Source organism: Bilophila sp. T19-St14 (genome assembly GCF_059728385.1).
Genome location: NZ_BAAGFT010000001.1, coordinates 1,342,278 through 1,359,179, shown reverse-complemented (window position 1 = coordinate 1,359,179; position 16,902 = coordinate 1,342,278). Strand labels below are relative to the sequence as shown.

The following is a 16,902-nucleotide window of genomic DNA, read 5'->3' as shown; positions in this document are numbered from 1 at the left end:
AAGCGGTCCGGCGGTATGCCGCAGTATCGGCAGCAGCCCGCATATAATACCACGCCCGGAGCCAATCTCGGCGCGCGACTTTCCGACAGTGCTGGCGGCATTGCGGCACAGGGGGCACAGGCTGGTTGGCAGGCCGTCATAAATACCGGGAAGGCCGTACAGGGCGCCGCAAAGGTTGGTTTCGACCTCTATACCGAATACAGCCGTACCAAGGCTCAGGAAGCCTACAACAAATTTCAGGAGTCCATGCAGGCCGATTTGTACGGAGAAAACGGCATTTTCAACAGGAAGGGGGAAAATGCGCTTAGTTCCGTTGCCGACGCTGAAAAGCTCATGAGGGAACGGGCCGGGGAATTTGAAAAGAACCTTGGCGACATGGGCAAGAAATTTTTCCAAAAGCAGATCGGAACATACGGGCGCCAGCTTTTGCCGCAGGTGCAGCGCCATGCCACCAGTGAGTTCAATACGTGGCAGATCAATACGCAGAAGACACGGGCGGAACTGGCAAAAAACGCCGCCCTTGAGAACTATAACGATCCTGAAGTGTTTGCCCAAAAACTACAGGAAAGCGGGCTGGCGATCATGGAGATTGCCCGTATCAGCGGGTGGTCTCGTGAGCAGATGGAGCTTGCCACGCGGGAGAACGCCAGCGGCATTTATCTTGAGGTAGGGAATGCGGCTCTGTCTCGGGACAATGTGAAGCAAGCGCAATCCGTGTTGGCGTCGGGGATGCTGACGGGAGAAGACAAGATCAGGCTTGAAGCAGCCATCCGGAACAAGCAGGAACAGCTTGAAGCCAAGGCCCGGGCAGAGGAGGAGCGGGCGCGTGCGGCGCAGGAGAGGGCACAGAATCAGGCGGCGGAACAGCTTGGAATAAGCCTGTTCCAACAATACGGGAACAACGCGGAAAGCGTGCAGGAACAGATCGGAAAGATAAAGGATCCTGTGATGCAGGGGAAAGCGATTCAGTCCTACCTCACGCAACAGGGATTGCATGAACGGTTGCAGCAACAGGCAGAAGTCCAGCAAAAGGCGGCTGCCTACAATGATGGCGTATCCCAAACAGAGGCGGTGCTGAAAGATACCAACCTCACCAATGATGAGAAGAATACAAGGCTTGCGGAGATTCAGGCGGGTATTTCCGACCCTAAGACGCGCAAATCCGTAGCCGATTATCAGGATTTTCTGATCAACGGGGTTGAGGCTCCCGTCGATGACCGTATTCTTGCTGACGCTCAATCATACGCTGCACAGCCGGGTGTGACCGCCGATATGGTAACTGCTCGTTTTTCCGGTTTCCTTCCCCCCTCCGCACTTCAAAAGGTAAGAAAAAGTGCTGAGGATCAGCAATGGAAGCAGGAAGAACAGCTTTTGAAGGATGAGCTTATCAGCACGTTGAAGAATAGATTTAACTATAGAGATGCTGACGCGCAATCTGTTTATCGTTTGATTTTGAGTCAACTCAACGGAACAGTCGGCTATGAGGCCAGACGCAAGAAAGCACAATCCCTTGCTGTGGAAATTACTGTTGATAAAGGAAGATGGTCTTGGGGTAAGGACATTCCTGCCGCATCATTAGCGCGTTACCAAGAGCAGGGATACCGGTTCTCCAAAGTGGTGGAAATTCCTGAAACCGTAAAGCCGATGATTGATGAGGCTCTTTCCGTTCAGGGAAAAGAATTGACGGATGAGAACCGTAAGGCGCTTTATCAGAAATACCTCAAGCAACAGGGGAAATAATGTCTCAGAATCCGTTCATGAGTGTTGAAAAAAAGGGGGTTCTTTCTCCCTCTACCAATCCCTTCATGGGGATTACACTTGAATATTCCGACTTTGAGCAGTCGCAAGAGGTTTCCCCAGACTATGACCAGATCGAGGCCGTGGCCTCTGGCGATCTTTCCGCTACCGGGTACGAGCCCGATCCGCAGGTAATTGCCGAGTTTCAGCGCGTTCCGCAAATCAACATTCCGGAAGAGGCTTTTGCCGGGTATGTTCCTGATACCAGCGCGCCTGATTTTTCTGGTCTTCGTGCTCCTGATACGGCCTTTGAAGGCTACGCTCCGGAAAGGATGGGTCAGCCTTCGGATGAAGCGCAAGCTCTTGTATCCTCTCTTGCGGAGAATTTTAACCGGAACGCGGAAATGGTCTTTTCGGATGCGGAGTATGCCGCGCAGAGTGAAAGCCAGCAACGGAGAAGACAGGTGGAAGCGGATCTTGCGCAAGATCTGGATCTTCGCGCCCGCACGGTAGCCGAAACCTTTCCTAATCCGCTTCCTGCCGTGGAACTTTCAAACAAAACAGGCATCCCTGTAGGTACGGTTTTGGAGAACCACAGGGAGATCGCCCGGGTCTATGATGCCGCACAGAATGGACCGACGCGCCGGTCAGCGCTGGAAAAGCTGATTCGTGATGAGCCGATTACCGGGCGCTGGCTTGTGCAGCAAGGCGCGGCCATGATTGCCGGACTTGGTGATCAGCTTCCTGAGATTGGAGCATTTGAAAGACTTTCGCAAGAAATGCAGGAGGCAAACAGAGTTGGTCGACTCCAAATTGAGCAGACTGATCTTTTGAATAAAGTTTTCTGGCAAGACAATCCCGACCCTGCCGACCTCCAGCGCATCGATCAAATCAATTGGGAACTTTCCATCAACCAAGCCTATCGCCAAGATGAAAGCTTTTTGATGGGGGCATACCGTAGCTCCTTTTCCACGTTCGTTCCTCAAGTTGCTGAGGGTGCCTATCGTTCCATACTCGGCGGGGCACAGGCCGGAGCCGCTGCGGGCATTGCTACTTCTGCCTTTGGTCCCATATCCGGTGTCTCTGCTGGCTCCGCTTTTGCTGCAGGTGCCGGGGCCGCTGGCATCCGCTATGCTTTTGAAATGTCCCTCGGGGAAATATACGGTTCGCTCTCACAGTTGAAAGACGAGAACGGGCAACCTCTCCCGCGTGATGAAGTACGCCTTCTCTCCTTCCTTGGTGCCCTGCCTTCCGGAGCATTGGAGGTTGTGGGCGTACATAAGGCTCTTTCTCTTATTCCCGGCGCTGACAAGCTCCTGAATAGAGCTACAGTGGCCTCCGCACAACAGCTTTTGAGCAAGAATCCCTCTTTGCTCAAGGCCGTAGAAAAAGGGGCCGGGGAAGCCCTCGGCGCACTGGCTACCGAAGTCGGCGTTGAGACGACGCAGGAAGGGATCAGCATCATCACAGAAGACGCTGCAAAACAAATCAGTGGGCAACCGTTCCGACTGACGACAGGAGAAGAAGCCGTTGATCGCCTGTCTGAGGCTGCGTATGAAGCTCTCAAGGCCTTTGTTCTGCCTATCGGGGTAGGTGGCGGAGCTATCAGAACCCGTGCGGCGTTCAGAGAATCCAGACAAGCGCGCAATGAGTCCAATGCGTTGCAGACGCTTGCGGATCATGCCAGCAACAACAAGTTGATTACGGAAAGCCCCACTGCTGCGGAACAGCTTGTCTCCCAACTGAAAGAAGAAGGAAAGATAGGCGATCTGTACGTCAATCCTGAAGCCATGCAGCGCGTCCTTTTTCAGTCGGATGAAGGATTGCAGATTGCGCAGCGTATCGGGTTGTCTGCTGAGGATGTTGCGGACGCTCTGGCCTTGGGAACCCGTGTTGCCGTGCCGATGGAAAAGGCCGTGCCCTACCTGCTGAATACGGCGCAGGGGAAGGAACTGTTGCAGGACTCCACGCTTGATCCTTCGGTCATGACTCCCGGAGAACTGCAGGAAGCTACAGCGGGCATGACCCAAGAGCAGATTGCACAGGTTGATGCTCTGAACAGCTTTTTCGATTTCGTGGATTCATCCATTGAGCAAGCTCAGAACAGCCGGGAAAGTTTTGATACGATAGCCGCGCCCTATGTCCAGCAAATGCGCGACGCGGGGTACTCTGAGTCTCAGGCGCGGCATTATGGTGATCTTCTTGCCGCCAATGCGGAGCGGATGGCTCCGATGTATGGCATGGAGCCTGCCGCGTGGCTTGAATCCCGGCTACAGGGCATCCAGCTTATAGATCCCAATGCTCCGGCGCAGGATGTCCTTGACGCTCGTGCGCAACGCGCCTTTGCCCGCCAGCCGTTGACAGAAAAAGATCCACTTTTGGCTCTGGTGTGGGGCCGCCTTGACGGAAAAACCCTTTCTTCCTCCTACAATGCCGATACACTCAAGGAAATTACGCGGTCGAAAGGGCGGGGCCTGTTCAAGTCGAAAGAGAAGGGCGGCATTTCCATTGACGAGCTTGCGGACGAGGCCGTTCGCCGTGGTCTGCTCCCGGAAGGAAGCGGGGCGGATGAGCTTGTTGAGCGATTGAAGCAGGACAACGCCTATCATCAATTCATCGATCCTGCTCGCGTTCAGGCCAATCCCAATGCCCGGGACGTTGTGCCCGTGCTCCGGCGCGTCTTCCACATGAACACGATGGAGCTTGACGACAGCAAGGCCACCGTAACAGTCCCGAGGGAAGAGGGCATGAGCGGCCCCTTGACGGACATTTACCAGCACGATGCGCTGTATGAACTCTATCCCGAACTGCTGGACGCGCAATATGAGGTCGTGCCGGAAGAGCGGTTGCCGGGGAAGCTTGCCGGGTATTCCCCGAAGTATGGGACGATCTATATTACGACAGATCCCGATGTGACTCCTTCGGTTATCGCGCATGAAGTGCAACACGCGATCCAAGACGTTGACGAGCGGTTCGATTTCGGCCTGTCTGAGGAAGCGTCCCAAGAGGTTTATTCGCAGGTTGAACAGGAGTTGAAGGGCAAGCTCCCGCTTGAGCGTGCCCGTGCTCTTGCTGCGCGTATCCAGTACCTTTCGCAGGCCCATGAGATTCAGGCGTTCGATACGCAAAATCGTTTTGAGCTGACGGCTGATGAGCGTGCCAAATACGAGCCGAACAACCCAAGCACGTATTATCAAACCGCTTATCACGGTACACCACACCGTTTTGATGCGTTCAGCCTTGATGCCATAGGTACCGGGGAGGGGAATCAGGCACATGGTTGGGGGTTGTATTTTGCAAAAGAGCGAGGGACAAGCGAAAGGTACAAAACCGGCCTTGGGGTTAATATCATTCTTGATGGCAAGCCGTTCTATGATGGCGTGAGAGGCAGACTGGAATCCAGCACTGGAAACAGGATTGCTGATGATACACTGCTTGCGTTCAACGGGAATATCGACGAGGCCATAGCTGAGTTGCAAGATGATGTTGATTATGGCGTACCGGAAGCTAAAGAAGCTCTTGATGTCTTGCAGGGAATCAAGGCTGACAACAGGCTTCAGGTTGAAGAACGGGGCCAGCTTTTTGAGGTTGATATTCCGGAAAACGATGTCCTGCTGGATGAGGGGAAAAGTTACTTCAAGCAGAGCGACAAAGTACGGGATGCTTTGGCAAAGGCCGGGCTGGGGAGTCTTTACAACGAGACATATAAATATTTCAAAGAGACTTTTGGCGATGCGGCGGCAAAAGAATTGGATGAAGTTTTTGAGCCGATTAGCAGAGGTGTCATCATTGGTACTGTTGGACCCGACACGCTGAGAAAAAAATATGGAGAAGATGCGTTAGACGATGAAATAACAGCGGCGATCAAATCAGAGCTAAATATACTGATAGATGACTTGTGGGATCCTAATGGAAAAAACAACGCCTTTCATAACGGAAGGAATATCTACAAATACTTTTCCAGCCGTGACAAAACAGATCGTGCGGCTTCGGAATCGCTCAACGCCGCTGGCATTAAAGGCATTACCTACGAAGGTGGGCAAGATGGTCGGGCTTTCGTCGTGTTCGACGATGAAGCGATCAATATACTGAATACCTACTATCAGCGAAAAAATGAAAACAATATCCGGGGGAAAATAGAACCTACTGCCAACGGAAAATGGCTGATCAGCGTTTTCAAGGGCAAAAAGAACCTTTCCACGATTATCCATGAGACGGGCCATTTCTTCCTCGAAAACCTCCGGGATGCCGCTGCACTTGAGACGGCCCCGGAATGGGTCAAGAGCGATTGGGACGCCATTAAGAAAGAACTTGGGATCAAAAGTGATGGCGTTATCAAGAGGGAAGCGCACGAGAAGTTTGCCCGCCAGTTTGAAGCCTACGCGCGGGAAGGCAAGGCCCCACGGCAAGAACTGCAATCGGCGTTCAGGCAGTTCCGGGCGTGGCTTACTGCAATTTATCGTTCCGTCCGGCGTTTGCTTGGTGATGCGGAACTTTCCGCCGATGTGCGCGCCGTATTCGACAGACTTCTTGCCAGCGAAGAGGATATTGCTGTTGCCCGTGAAAACGGTTCCCCGGCTCCAGTTATTGAGCGTGCCTCGGAAGTTTTGGGTATCCCTGCGGAACGTCTTGACGCCTACAGACAGGCCGTTTCCAGAGGGATGCAGAAAGGGGAAAAAGAAATTGCACTGCGCCGGATGCGCGAACAAAAGCAGGTCGAGAACGAGGCACGCACAGAGGCGCAGGATTTCGTGCGTGATGCTCCTTTCTATCGTGGGATCCGTGAACTTTCCGCAGTCGGCGGCATCAATTGGGATTCTCTTATAGACATGGCTACTGAGGATCTGGCGTGGCTGCTGCGCGAAAAATGGAATGCGGGCCGGGAGCGAGATGTCATTAAAGGACGGGGTGGGGTATCTATCGACGATGCCGCAGCTTATCTTGGCGTGCGGGACGGGACGGAAGTTCTCGCAGCGCTCATGAATGAGCCGACAGCGGCTGAATACACTGAAACCCATATCCGTTCAAAAGTCGCTGAATGGGAAAAGACTTACGTACCCGATGCAGAATTCATGAATGATGCGATGGATGAAGCCTTGCGTATTGAAATTGAATCTCTCGGCGGGAATGCGGGCCCCACAACCAAACAGTTGCGCGATGTTGTTGATAGGCGTGTGGGCGTCAAAAAGGCTTCTGCTGTTGATGCCGAGTATAAAGCACTGACGGCTGCAATTCGCAAGCAGAGGGTTCTTATTGAGGAGGCCGTGAGGGAAGTCCGGCGGGAAGAACAGACAAAACAGCGTGGGAGCGACGCCGCAAAGAATGCGCGTATAGACGAACTGCGTTCCCGTCTGGCACAGCTCAAGGAAGAGGAAAGGTTGAAGCGGGCGGCACTTGGAGCGGCTTACCGTGCGCGGATTGAGCGGAATCAAAAGATACGCCAGATCCGGCGTATTGCACGGTCAAAGGATATTCCCGACAACTTCAAACAGCAGATCCTTTCTCTCGTCGCACACTTCCCCGGCCTTGGCGCCAAACGCATGGCCCCCCGTCCTGATGAGAACAGGCCGACGCTGTTGCAGTTCCAAGAAGCCCTTGGCGTGGAATACAGCCTCGACCCCACAGGAACGGTTTCGCCTATTGCAGGGTGGATATTTGAGGAATCGCAGCGCACAGGGTTGCGCCGGGCAAGTGAGCTTTCCCTGTCCGAATTGCGCGATGTATACGATGCGATCAAGATTCTGGCGCATCAAGGGAAGGCACAGGATGCGCTGATCGGTATGCTGCATAAGCAGGAGCTTGATCAAGCCGTGGCTGAAACCGTGGCGCCGATGGCTTCCTTGAGCGAGACAAAACATATTACGGCTGATGAACGCAACCGTTTGCCCGGCGCGTTGCGCGCGTGGTTCCGTGATTCCCTCGCCAATATGAAGGTGATGCGCTACCTGTTCGACGCTGCGGACGGCTACAGGGCGGATCACGACGGGCCGAACAGCCGCCTTATCGTGCAACCTCTCCAGCGCGCTGCGTCGCAAGAGCAAGCGTTGTTCCGTGAATACGGCAATGCGCTGCGCGGGCTTCTTGATCCCATTATGGGAAGGAACATGCACAAAACATTCACGATTGAGGGCGTCCGTATGCTGCCGGATGTTGAACGGGAGTTTGGCGGACAGTGGACAAAAGAGCGTGTTCTTTCCGTTGCCCTGAATATGGGGAATGACGGCAACCTCTCGGCGCTCCAGCGCGGCTATAACTGGAATATGCAGGACTTGGAGGCAATCACCCGCAGGATGACAAGCGCTGAATGGCGGTTTGTACAATCCGTATGGGATCTGATTGATAAGCTGTATCCGGTGATCAACGCCACATATGAGAAGATGTACGGCATCCCGTTGAAGCGGGTAGAAGCTAAACCGTTTACAGTGGTTTCCGCTGACGGTGAAACCATCACTATGCGGGGCGGTTATTATCCTCTCATGTTCGACAAGCGATTCAGCGAGGCGGCACAGCGAAATTCTGATTTTGATGCCCTGAACTCACAGGAGGCTATTCTACGGACGCCGAACCCGAAAAGCGGCATGACGCAGGAGCGTAAAGGCGCGGGGCTGCCTCCGCTGTTGTCCCTGTCAGTGCTGACTTCCCATGTTGCGGACGCCATTCATTACGGCACCCATACGCTGCCGCTTTTGGATGCCTACCGCATTGTGAAACAGCCTGTGTACCGCAGGGCCATGCAACGGGCTTTTGGAGATGAAGCCTATGCGCAGGTTGTGCCGTGGCTCCGTTCCATTGCCCGCCCTGATCGCACCAAGATCGACGGTATCAACAAGATGTTTGAGTTTTTGGCGCGCCGTGGTTCGTTGGCGGCGATGGGGTTCAGCTTCCGTACCGCGCTGCTCCAGACTACGAGTATCCCGCAGTCGATGGCCGAAGTGGGCACGGGGGCTTTTCTGCGCGGGGCGTATCACATGCTTGTTCATCCTTTGGAAAGTTGGGGGACCATCCGGGAGTTGTCCCCGTATATGGTCAGCCGCTCGCGGAACATGGAGCGCGATGTGGCGGACAGGCTCAAGCCATTCAGGGAAGGCACAAAGATTTTCGGCTCGAAATGGGAGGAAGCTGCCTTTGCGATGATTCAGGCTATGGATGCCATTGTCGCCTATCCAACATGGATGGCGAAGTACAATGACGCGATAGGGAAGGGCATTGATCAGGCAAAAGCCATTACGCTGGCAGACGATGCCGTGATCCGGGCGCAGGGTTCCGGCTTGACGATGGATACCACTGCGCTGATGCGTAAACCGGGGGCTGCCCGTCTGTTTACCATGTTCATGAGCTTTGCCATGAACTGGCAGAATCGGCAAAGGTACTATCTTGCGGGGTTCCGTGAATCTCTACGGACGGGACAGTCTGAAATCGGAACGGCACGGTTCTTCTCCCATTTCGCACTCGAATGGCTGGCACCTCCAATGCTGACGCTGCTTTTAATTGGTTGGGGCCGCGATGGGGAGCTTCCTGAACCTGAAGATGTGGGCTCTGAACTGCTCGGTTACTGGTTGATGGGGATCCCGATTGTCCGGGAAATCCCAGCCTTGTTCGAGTACAACAAGAAGTTTGGGGATAGTGCGGCATTCAAGGGACTGAATGCCGCGGTGACGGCAACGCGCGGCGGAATGAAGATTGCGGCGGGGGAAACGTCTGATGAGCAGTTCTACAAGACGATGAAGAACACGCTTGACGCCGTTGGTTTTGTTGCGGGGGTTCCCACGGCTCCGATCTGGCGCACGGTTGAGGGAACAGAAGCGTTCCTTGAGGGCAATGCCGGGCCCCTCGCTCCTATCCTCGGCGCTCCGTCCAAAGACAAGCAAAAACGTACATCGGCATTCTGATAACCGCTCTTTGACAAGGGAATAGGGAAAGGATAGAAAACCGCCGTGGGCCAGTCTCCGAAAGGAGGTTGTGCCTATGGAGCAGTTCCTGCTGAACGTCCTCGCCAATGTGTTGGCGGGCGTTATCGTGGTTCTCGTTGCACCGTACTTGAAAGTAGGCTGAAAACGAGTTGCCCCGGTAGGGACTGACCTCCCTGCCGGGGCTAAAAACTGGATGAGATAGAATCAAATCCGGGGACTGGCCCCAAAGGGCGGTGGGTGTTGACGCACTCGCCGCCCTTCCTTTTTCAATAGCCATTCATGGGGCCGGGGTCAAGCCTAGTTTGCGTTGAACTGCCGGAGAACCCCAAGCAGGTAAAGTCCGGGGTTCCGGTAGTCTGGAAGGGTATCGGAAGGGTAGGTCAAGGCTTCATCAAGCCCATACGTCATGTGATCGAGAAGAAACTTCTCAAGCGTGAACTTGCCGGAACGCTTGCTGACGGGCACCTTTGTTCTGGCTTCAATGTCGTGGCATAGGGTCAATGCCAACCTGTACGCCTTGGACAGGAGCCGCTCTTGAATCTCCTGCACCTGCGTGTGTGCCTGCTGGACTTCTTCTACGAAGTCGAGGAAAGGCCGTTCGTCGAGGCTCTGTCTGGGAATAGAGCCGGGGATGGTCGGCAGGGATTCCCGGCGTGTGCTGCGGCTCTTTGGCAGGGCAGGGCGGTTCTTCCAGGCAAGCTCCTCTTCCATTGCGTTGAACGCTTCGATGTACGCCAGCTTGATGGCGAGGGCCTTCTTGCCCGTATAGCCCATGACCAGCAACATGAATCCGTCGCGGTAAATGATGTACATGGGGAGGGAACGCCCGGTTTCATCCAGATAGTTACTGAGCGCAAAATTGCGCGCAGTGAACTTTTCAGGGCAGTTATCAGAAATATTGCGAATGTCCCGTAGCACATCGTTGTGTCGTTTACCGAAAAACGCAGCTACCTCAAGAGAGGTTGTGGCGGGGCGTCCATCGTGGATAGATACTGTGGGGACGGGATCAGAGATAAGAAGGGCCTGTGACATTATGTCAACTCCTACTGTAACAGGATTGACATTGTCTAGAGATGACAATGCCGGGTGTCTCTAACCGCCAGTAGGAGCGGCTGCCCGCCTTTAGGCCGAAGCCTTGGACATATCGGGCACACCCGGCATCGAGAAGATGCAAGTATAGCAGGAAACCGCAGTCAAAAAGAGTCTTGACTTTGGCAAAAGGGCACAAAAAGAGCCATACTGTCGGGTGGCGTTGTCCGCCTACTGTTGGTGTTAGAGGCACCGTGGGAAGACAACGCCATAAAATTGGGAAAATGTCAATAGCTATCCATTTCGAGGAATTGCGTTTCTCCAGTCGAATAGTTAAATGTCTCAACGGTTGTTGAAGTTCCAGAGTCATAAACATCAATTATGTCGACAGATTGATATTCACCATCACTATTATTGTAAATATCTATAGTTTCTCCGGGGCGCACTAAAGTATTTTCTTCAATTGTTACACTATCACCATTCATTGAGTCATATCCATCCCAAGCATATGCTGGAAATGGGAATATAAGAAATACAAATATAATAATTTTTTTCATAGTATTTGTTTAGTTAAATATGTCAAATTCTTTTATTATTTTACATGTTAAAGAGTGTTCATCGTATTTTAATATTTCAATTTGTGATCCATTGTAAGAAAAAATATGGCTATTGCTCATGTTATGTGTAATACGCTGTGTATTAGAACCTTCTCTGTATTCAAAACTTAAAAGGTTGTTGTGGCTTCCTGCGTATGCCAAACTGCGCATTTTATAGTCGTTATCATTTTTTTTCAGTCGTTGATTTCTTTCAACTTTAAATCCTTCCTTAGTAGACCAAATTAATACTTCTCCAGCAATATCGAGAGATAGATTTTTACTTTTATTGTTATAAGCGAGGCTTAACACTTTAAATCTACCTGCCGAAGCTTCCCCACCTTTAATAGAGATAGGATCGAAGTATTCAGTATTCCCTTTTGAACCATTTTTTATATAAGTTCCTTTTGGTATAAAAACTGGAGTGATTAATCCACCTGTAATGTTTTTCTCTATTTCTATAACATCAGAAACAGTTTCAACCTGATAATGAATAATACTGTCTCCTAATAAAACAGTTTTTACCTCTCCAATTTTGCCATACGTAATTATTTTTTCGTCTGGATGATAATTGTATGGACTTTGGGCGCCACATCCTAGTAGCAAAAAACAAGCTAATGAAGAAAACAGAAATAAGAGTTTTTTCATAGAAATATCCTCCTTTTATTTTTCTTCACCACTATCAGAAAACGAATAGAAAGGGAACCGAACCGGAATAACACGCAAAAAAAAGGGGAGTGCGGACACACTCCCCAGGGCGACACGGCAACCGTTGAAAGCCTCTCCGTGTCTGACGTGATCACTATCATGAAAGACAACGGGAGAAATGATTATCATGTGTTATGACCGCATGACTCCGAAAGAGGCCGCAGCCTACCTTGGTTTTTCAACGTCAACGCTCGAAAAATGGCGCAGGGGCAAGAAAGTTTGGGACGAATCGAACCGTGGCCCGCGCTATACTTCTTTGAACGGGCGGATCTGGTATCGCCGAGACTGGCTTGACGACTGGCAAGATTCGGTTTGGGCTCTTCCCGCAAGAAACCGCACTGTGCCGCAATGAAACCCGCGCCTCCCCATTGTCCCGTATTTTTCCTCTTAACCTATCAGCTTTTCAGAACTTCCATAGGAAACTGACCTCCAAGGAACCCGCATATCGCGGGCCAAAAACTTTGGAGGTCTTTTTTATGGATCTGACTCCTACCATCCCCCTCGGCGGGGACAACAACGGCGGATGGGGTGATGCTGTCGGCGCGTTTGCTGGTGCGCTGTTCGGCTCTTGGTTCGGCAACGGCTGGGGCGGTGGCGCTTACGGCGGCGGTCGGGGCGGCAACGGCGGCGGGTGCTGCGGTGGCGGTGCCCCCTCCGTGGTCATTGCCGGGAACCCCGGCGGCGGCTCCACTGCGGAACTGGACGCCCTGAGCGGCATTTCCTCGGCTGTGGGCACGCTTGGCCTCCAGTCCCTGCAGGGCCAGAACACCACCAACATGGCCATGTGTCAGGGTTTTAGCGGCGTCGTCGCGGCTGACAATGCCAACACCGCCAGCCTGATGAACGCCACCACACAGGGCTTCGCTGGCCTGAACACTTCGATCATGACTGGCGATATGGGGATTCAGCAATCCTTGTGTCAGGGCTTCAACGGCCTGAACACCGCCGTTCTGGTCGGCTCCAAGGATGCCGCGCTCCAGTCCTGCCAGTCCACCAACGCGATCACCAGCGCGATTGACAACTGCTGCTGCAATACCCGCGCTACGATCATGGCGGAAGGCTCGGCCACACGCCAGCTTATCGACCACTACGCCTACGAGAACCTCCAGACGAAGGTCTGCGATCTCAAGGCCGAAAACGCCGCTCTGAAGTCCACGGCTGCAACCAGCGCCATGCTTCAGGGGGCGGTTGCACAGCTTTCCGCTCGTATCGAGTCCCTCCGCCCCACCACCACGGCAACCGCCTAGGAGGTGAGCTATGAGGATGCTCATGCAGTACGGCGGGCGTGATGGCGACAGAAGCGGACGAACCGACAGGGGCGGACGTGATGACGGCCTGCGCAACCGCGACGATTACATGGAGCCGGAAATGCGGCGTGGCGGTCGCCGTCGCCGCCGCTCTGACGGCACGTTCATGATGCTCGGCGGCGGGCGTCATGAAAAGATGGAGCATGGTTTGTTCTCTTCCTCTTCCGGAGGAGACGACTTTGATCCCCAACTCGTCCATGAGACGTGTGAAAAGATCAAGGAAAAGCTCCAGAACCCCCCGCAGACGTGGTATCGCTATCTTGAAGATGATCGGATTATCCCTATCATCAAGATGGAGTACGACGAACTCAAGCGGGCAATCCATGAAGTGAAGGAAGGACATCGCAGCCCCCGCGCCATCGACAAGGAACTGATTCACCTTGCGGCGGCTCTGGTCTGCGCCCATGTGGAACTCATGGAAGAAGAGGAATAAAACCATGTCAAAGCTTCCGCTCCCTGTTTCGTTCTCCGAGGGTATGTTCAAGTACGATCTGATCTACATCCCTGCGCTGCCCGCAGACGCCGATCCCCGGTATGCGATGGAGCCGAACACGGCAACCATGCGCGCCGTTTCCGCCAACAGCCGGGAAGTCACTGTCCCTAACGTTGGCAAACAGATGCTCACATGGGTTTTAATGGAACAGCCCGCCCGGCCCGGGTCGGCTGTTCCCGCCCGGCTCTATCGGTTCTTCCGGCTGTCAAAGAACAGGATCCCGATTGAACTTTTACGCCCCGGTGATTGCATTTGCTACGCCCTGACTCCGCTGCACATGCAAAACGATCCCGAGCAAGCGTTCGTCAATTGCCTGTTTGGGTACAACGCGGAACCAAAGGTTGAACGCGAAAATTGGGTTTCGTCGATCTTCGCGGCCCCCGGCCCGCAGGAAGAAGAACAGAAGCAGGAAGCGGGAGTTCCCGGCCCTCCATCCCCTCAGCCCCGGACACAGTCTCAACGGCAAGAGGGAGGTGACGAACTATGAGTGCGAGGGAAACAGTCATTGAGCGTGTGACGCGCATTGCTGACGATACCTCAGAGCGCGAAGAGTACGCCGCCGACCTTATGCAAAAGATCATCGGGGAAGGATCGGGATACTTCATGCAGTACAAGCTGAAAAGACGTATGCCCCCTCCCGAGTTCTTCGAAAAAATGGCTGGCCAGCTTATAGCTATAGCCTACGCCTATGAGGAACAGCGGGAGCGTAAAGTGGGATACATCAAATGAATACAGGCCGGGGATTTCGATTCCCGGCCTTTTTTGTTGCCATGTTTTTGGGGCACGGATAGACTCCACTGCGAAAAAAGGAGGAAGGCCATGCCACTACCCATGCCCGAAGAAGAGGAAAACTTGCGTTGCCCACACGGTGAGCGCGTCCAAGCCCTGATGCTATGTTCTCTGGACTGTGCCGTGTCGGGGGCTCATCCCGACAGGAAAGCGAAAGCAGATGGACGGTTCATCATCACGCCGTGGTGGTGCCTGCACAAATGCAGGTGGTTGCCAGAGCACCGGGATGAGATCCGATTCGTGGCGAAAAAGTCGGATTGAAGACACAAAAAAATCCCCCTCCCGGCGCGAACCGAGAGGGGGTTTTTCGCATTCACACAGCATACCGATGCTCGCTTTTTTGAGGCGTTGGGAAGACGCTTTTTGCCGTCTGCACCAAGCTGTTTGGTGCAGGATGTTCGTTACTTATTGGAATAAATTATGTATGTGCTTTTTCGCGGAAAAAGAAAACGCCCGCCGGATTCCGGCGGGGCCTTGACCTTGGGGCCTTGGGTGACCATAGTAAAGGATATTTCCCTCTAAGGAGTTTTCATGAATACGCCATCTTCAGCCCTTTCCGATGAAATGAAAGGGGCGATGTCCACTCTGCTCAACGCCGTTATTTTTGAACAATGGCTTCGTTTTTCTTGGATTGAGGAAGACGAGGAAGGGGATTTCTGCATCCAGATCCCTGAGGAAACGGTCAGCGAACTGGTGGAGGATTATCCTGAATACAAGGGGTTGATCGCCCAGCTCAACGGGACCATCGTTGATGCGGACATGGCCTGTTCCGCCGTCCTCGGCTATGCGCGATCCTCGCTTGGGGAACAGGGCCTCGCCGTGTTGGAGCACAATGAATTTCAGAATATGGTGGGGCGCTTCCACCAGTGGCTCAACGACAATGTGGAAACGCTGGATCAGGAGCCGAAGAATTTCGATCAGTGGTGTGCATTGTTCCATGCCGAATTGCAGCAAGCCCCCAGGGGCGGCGATGCGTAAGCCGCCTTTGAGCGTCCCGTCGCTGACGGATTTCGCACATCAGGCCATCGGGCGGGCGGTTTGCGCCGCCCATGAGAAAGGCGGGGGCGGTGTCCCCGTCTTTCCGCTTTTGGTGGACGCCACGGCGGGGAACGGCTACGACACCGCTTTTCTGGCGCGTCTGGCGGGAGAGGGCGGGCGCGTCGTGGCTTTCGACGTCCAGCGGGCCGCGCTGGACGCCGTCCGCACCCGTCTGGAAGGGGAGGGGCTGCTGTCCCGTGCGGATCTTGTGCTTGGCGGACATGAACATATGGAAGAGGCCCTGCGGGGGCTGTTCCCCGGTGCCGTGCTGACGGAAGGCGTTTCCGCCGTGTCGTTCAATCTGGGGTTTTTGCCGGGGAGCGACAAACGGATCGTCACCCAGGCGGAAACGACGCTGGAGGCGCTTGATGCGGCGGCGCGGCTGTTGTCTCCGGGCGGGCTTTTGTCCGTGCATGTGTACACGGGGCATGCCGGAGGCATGGAAGAAGGCAGGGTCGTCCTTGCGTGGAGCGAAGCCCTGCCTTGGGAAAAGTGGCGGGTTACGGCCCTGTCGCAGCACAACAAGGCGCGGAACAGGGAATGGCTGGTTCTGGCGGAGCGGCTTTATTTGCCCCAGAGCGAAAGGTGCGGCCCGGCGTCGGCGAGTGCGTCGAGGGGGATGTCCACGACCTGCGGCCCTGCGGCCCACGGAGCCACCTGATAGGGCTGGAAGAAGATGCGTATGCCTTCCGGCGTGAGCGCAAAGCTGGAGAAGTTTTCGGCTTCGGGGGCGGTGCCGCTGCTGAGCATGTCGTCGTTGTACATGTCGCCGAGGGATTTGGTCAGGGCCTTGGTGCAGTAGCCGCTCATGACGTCGAGCGCCGTATCCAGATTTTCAAAGACGTCATACAAATCAATGAGCGTGCCGCTCTTCATATCATAGGTCGTCGTGGTGATTTCAAGATTGCCGTGCGCGCCGCCGGTATAGCTGGCGGTCTTCCAGATGATCGAAAGGACGGACGGCGTGGGGCGGGTCGTGCCGTAGGTCGTTTCGAGCTCATAGGGCACGCCCAGATCCGGTTCTTCGCCATAGGTATTCTGGAACGTGTCCACCGCTTGCTGTGCCCAGTCGGCCACATCGGCATCCACGCGGGCATTGCCGGTTATCGGGTAATGTACCCGAATCTGAATCTTGCCGGTCTGCCGGGAAACCACGGCGTCGCGCTCATTCAGGGCGCTGGCAGACGTGGGGATCGCCAGCGCGACAGCACAGCACAGCAGAAGGAAACGGACGAAGTATGACATGGGAGATCCTGCTCCGAGTGATTTTGCGGCAGACATGACATCCGGAAGCCGTT

Annotated in this window: 13 protein-coding genes; 9 read left to right on the top strand and 4 right to left on the bottom strand. The window is 54.1% G+C overall.

Annotated features, from left to right (window positions below):
* Nucleotides 1-246 precede the first annotated feature (246 nt).
* A complete protein-coding gene (locus AC6I1V_RS05970; RefSeq protein ID WP_497736937.1) occupies nucleotides 247-1,740 on the top strand; it encodes a hypothetical protein in 1,494 nt (497 codons plus the stop codon).
* Nucleotides 1,740-9,626 (top strand): hypothetical protein, encoded by a 7,887-nt coding sequence (locus tag AC6I1V_RS05965; protein WP_497736936.1) that lies wholly within the window; start codon nucleotides 1,740-1,742, stop codon nucleotides 9,624-9,626. Before AC6I1V_RS05970 ends, AC6I1V_RS05965 begins: the two co-directional genes overlap by 1 nt.
* A gap of 318 nt (nucleotides 9,627-9,944) precedes the next feature.
* Here AC6I1V_RS05965 and AC6I1V_RS05960 read toward each other — a convergent pair whose 3' ends face one another.
* From AC6I1V_RS05960 to AC6I1V_RS05950, 3 genes are all read right to left on the bottom strand, one after another.
* Nucleotides 9,945-10,679: a Rha family transcriptional regulator gene (locus AC6I1V_RS05960; RefSeq protein ID WP_497736935.1), complete on the bottom strand. Its 735-nt coding sequence runs from the start codon at nucleotides 10,677-10,679 to the stop codon at nucleotides 9,945-9,947.
* Between the two features lie 284 nt (nucleotides 10,680-10,963).
* Nucleotides 10,964-11,233 carry a DUF5334 family protein gene (locus tag AC6I1V_RS05955; protein ID WP_497736934.1) on the bottom strand — a complete coding sequence of 90 codons (270 nt, stop codon included), beginning with the start codon at nucleotides 11,231-11,233 and terminating at the stop codon, nucleotides 10,964-10,966.
* 9 nt (nucleotides 11,234-11,242) lie between these two features.
* Complete coding sequence (locus AC6I1V_RS05950) at nucleotides 11,243-11,917, bottom strand: hypothetical protein (RefSeq protein WP_497736933.1); 675 nt, start codon at nucleotides 11,915-11,917, stop codon at nucleotides 11,243-11,245.
* A 536-nt stretch (nucleotides 11,918-12,453) separates the two neighbouring features.
* On the opposite strand from AC6I1V_RS05950, the gene AC6I1V_RS05945 reads away from it, so the two are divergent.
* The 7 genes from AC6I1V_RS05945 (at nucleotide 12,454) to mnmM (ending at nucleotide 16,265) form a co-directional block, all read left to right on the top strand.
* A complete protein-coding gene (locus AC6I1V_RS05945) occupies nucleotides 12,454-13,224 on the top strand; it encodes a hypothetical protein (RefSeq protein ID WP_497736932.1) in 771 nt (256 codons plus the stop codon).
* 10 nt (nucleotides 13,225-13,234) lie between these two features.
* Nucleotides 13,235-13,717 (top strand): hypothetical protein, encoded by a 483-nt coding sequence (locus AC6I1V_RS05940; protein ID WP_483975734.1) that lies wholly within the window; start codon nucleotides 13,235-13,237, stop codon nucleotides 13,715-13,717.
* A gap of 4 nt (nucleotides 13,718-13,721) precedes the next feature.
* A complete protein-coding gene (locus tag AC6I1V_RS05935; RefSeq protein WP_497736931.1) occupies nucleotides 13,722-14,264 on the top strand; it encodes a hypothetical protein in 543 nt (180 codons plus the stop codon).
* The gene (locus AC6I1V_RS05930; RefSeq protein ID WP_483968228.1) at nucleotides 14,261-14,506 is read left to right on the top strand and encodes a hypothetical protein; all 246 of its coding nucleotides are present in this window, start codon (nucleotides 14,261-14,263) and stop codon (nucleotides 14,504-14,506) included. The genes AC6I1V_RS05935 and AC6I1V_RS05930 overlap by 4 nt, the downstream gene beginning before the upstream one ends.
* A gap of 90 nt (nucleotides 14,507-14,596) precedes the next feature.
* A complete protein-coding gene (locus AC6I1V_RS05925) occupies nucleotides 14,597-14,827 on the top strand; it encodes a hypothetical protein (protein ID WP_370791654.1) in 231 nt (76 codons plus the stop codon).
* A gap of 270 nt (nucleotides 14,828-15,097) precedes the next feature.
* A complete protein-coding gene (locus AC6I1V_RS05920) occupies nucleotides 15,098-15,544 on the top strand; it encodes a hypothetical protein (protein ID WP_486853823.1) in 447 nt (148 codons plus the stop codon).
* Nucleotides 15,537-16,265, top strand: a complete 729-nt coding sequence (gene mnmM, locus AC6I1V_RS05915; protein ID WP_486853824.1) for a tRNA 5-(aminomethyl)-2-thiouridylate-methyltransferase MnmM — start codon at nucleotides 15,537-15,539, stop codon at nucleotides 16,263-16,265. The genes AC6I1V_RS05920 and mnmM overlap by 8 nt, the downstream gene beginning before the upstream one ends.
* On the opposite strand, the gene AC6I1V_RS05910 is transcribed toward mnmM, so the two are convergent.
* A complete protein-coding gene (locus AC6I1V_RS05910) occupies nucleotides 16,169-16,849 on the bottom strand; it encodes a DUF3298 and DUF4163 domain-containing protein (protein WP_308772053.1) in 681 nt (226 codons plus the stop codon). The genes mnmM and AC6I1V_RS05910 overlap by 97 nt on opposite strands.
* Nucleotides 16,850-16,902 lie beyond the last annotated feature (53 nt).

Coding starts and splice junctions, on each gene's coding strand:
- AC6I1V_RS05970 (WP_497736937.1), top strand. CDS start 247: ATGCAGGCCGATTTGTACGGAGAAAACGGCATTTTCAACAGGAAGGGG.
- AC6I1V_RS05965 (WP_497736936.1), top strand. CDS start 1,740: ATGTCTCAGAATCCGTTCATGAGTGTTGAAAAAAAGGGGGTTCTTTCT.
- AC6I1V_RS05960 (WP_497736935.1), bottom strand. CDS start 10,679: ATGTCACAGGCCCTTCTTATCTCTGATCCCGTCCCCACAGTATCTATC.
- AC6I1V_RS05955 (WP_497736934.1), bottom strand. CDS start 11,233: ATGAAAAAAATTATTATATTTGTATTTCTTATATTCCCATTTCCAGCA.
- AC6I1V_RS05950 (WP_497736933.1), bottom strand. CDS start 11,917: ATGAAAAAACTCTTATTTCTGTTTTCTTCATTAGCTTGTTTTTTGCTA.
- AC6I1V_RS05945 (WP_497736932.1), top strand. CDS start 12,454: ATGGATCTGACTCCTACCATCCCCCTCGGCGGGGACAACAACGGCGGA.
- AC6I1V_RS05940 (WP_483975734.1), top strand. CDS start 13,235: ATGAGGATGCTCATGCAGTACGGCGGGCGTGATGGCGACAGAAGCGGA.
- AC6I1V_RS05935 (WP_497736931.1), top strand. CDS start 13,722: ATGTCAAAGCTTCCGCTCCCTGTTTCGTTCTCCGAGGGTATGTTCAAG.
- AC6I1V_RS05930 (WP_483968228.1), top strand. CDS start 14,261: ATGAGTGCGAGGGAAACAGTCATTGAGCGTGTGACGCGCATTGCTGAC.
- AC6I1V_RS05925 (WP_370791654.1), top strand. CDS start 14,597: ATGCCACTACCCATGCCCGAAGAAGAGGAAAACTTGCGTTGCCCACAC.
- AC6I1V_RS05920 (WP_486853823.1), top strand. CDS start 15,098: ATGAATACGCCATCTTCAGCCCTTTCCGATGAAATGAAAGGGGCGATG.
- mnmM (WP_486853824.1), top strand. CDS start 15,537: ATGCGTAAGCCGCCTTTGAGCGTCCCGTCGCTGACGGATTTCGCACAT.
- AC6I1V_RS05910 (WP_308772053.1), bottom strand. CDS start 16,849: ATGTCATACTTCGTCCGTTTCCTTCTGCTGTGCTGTGCTGTCGCGCTG.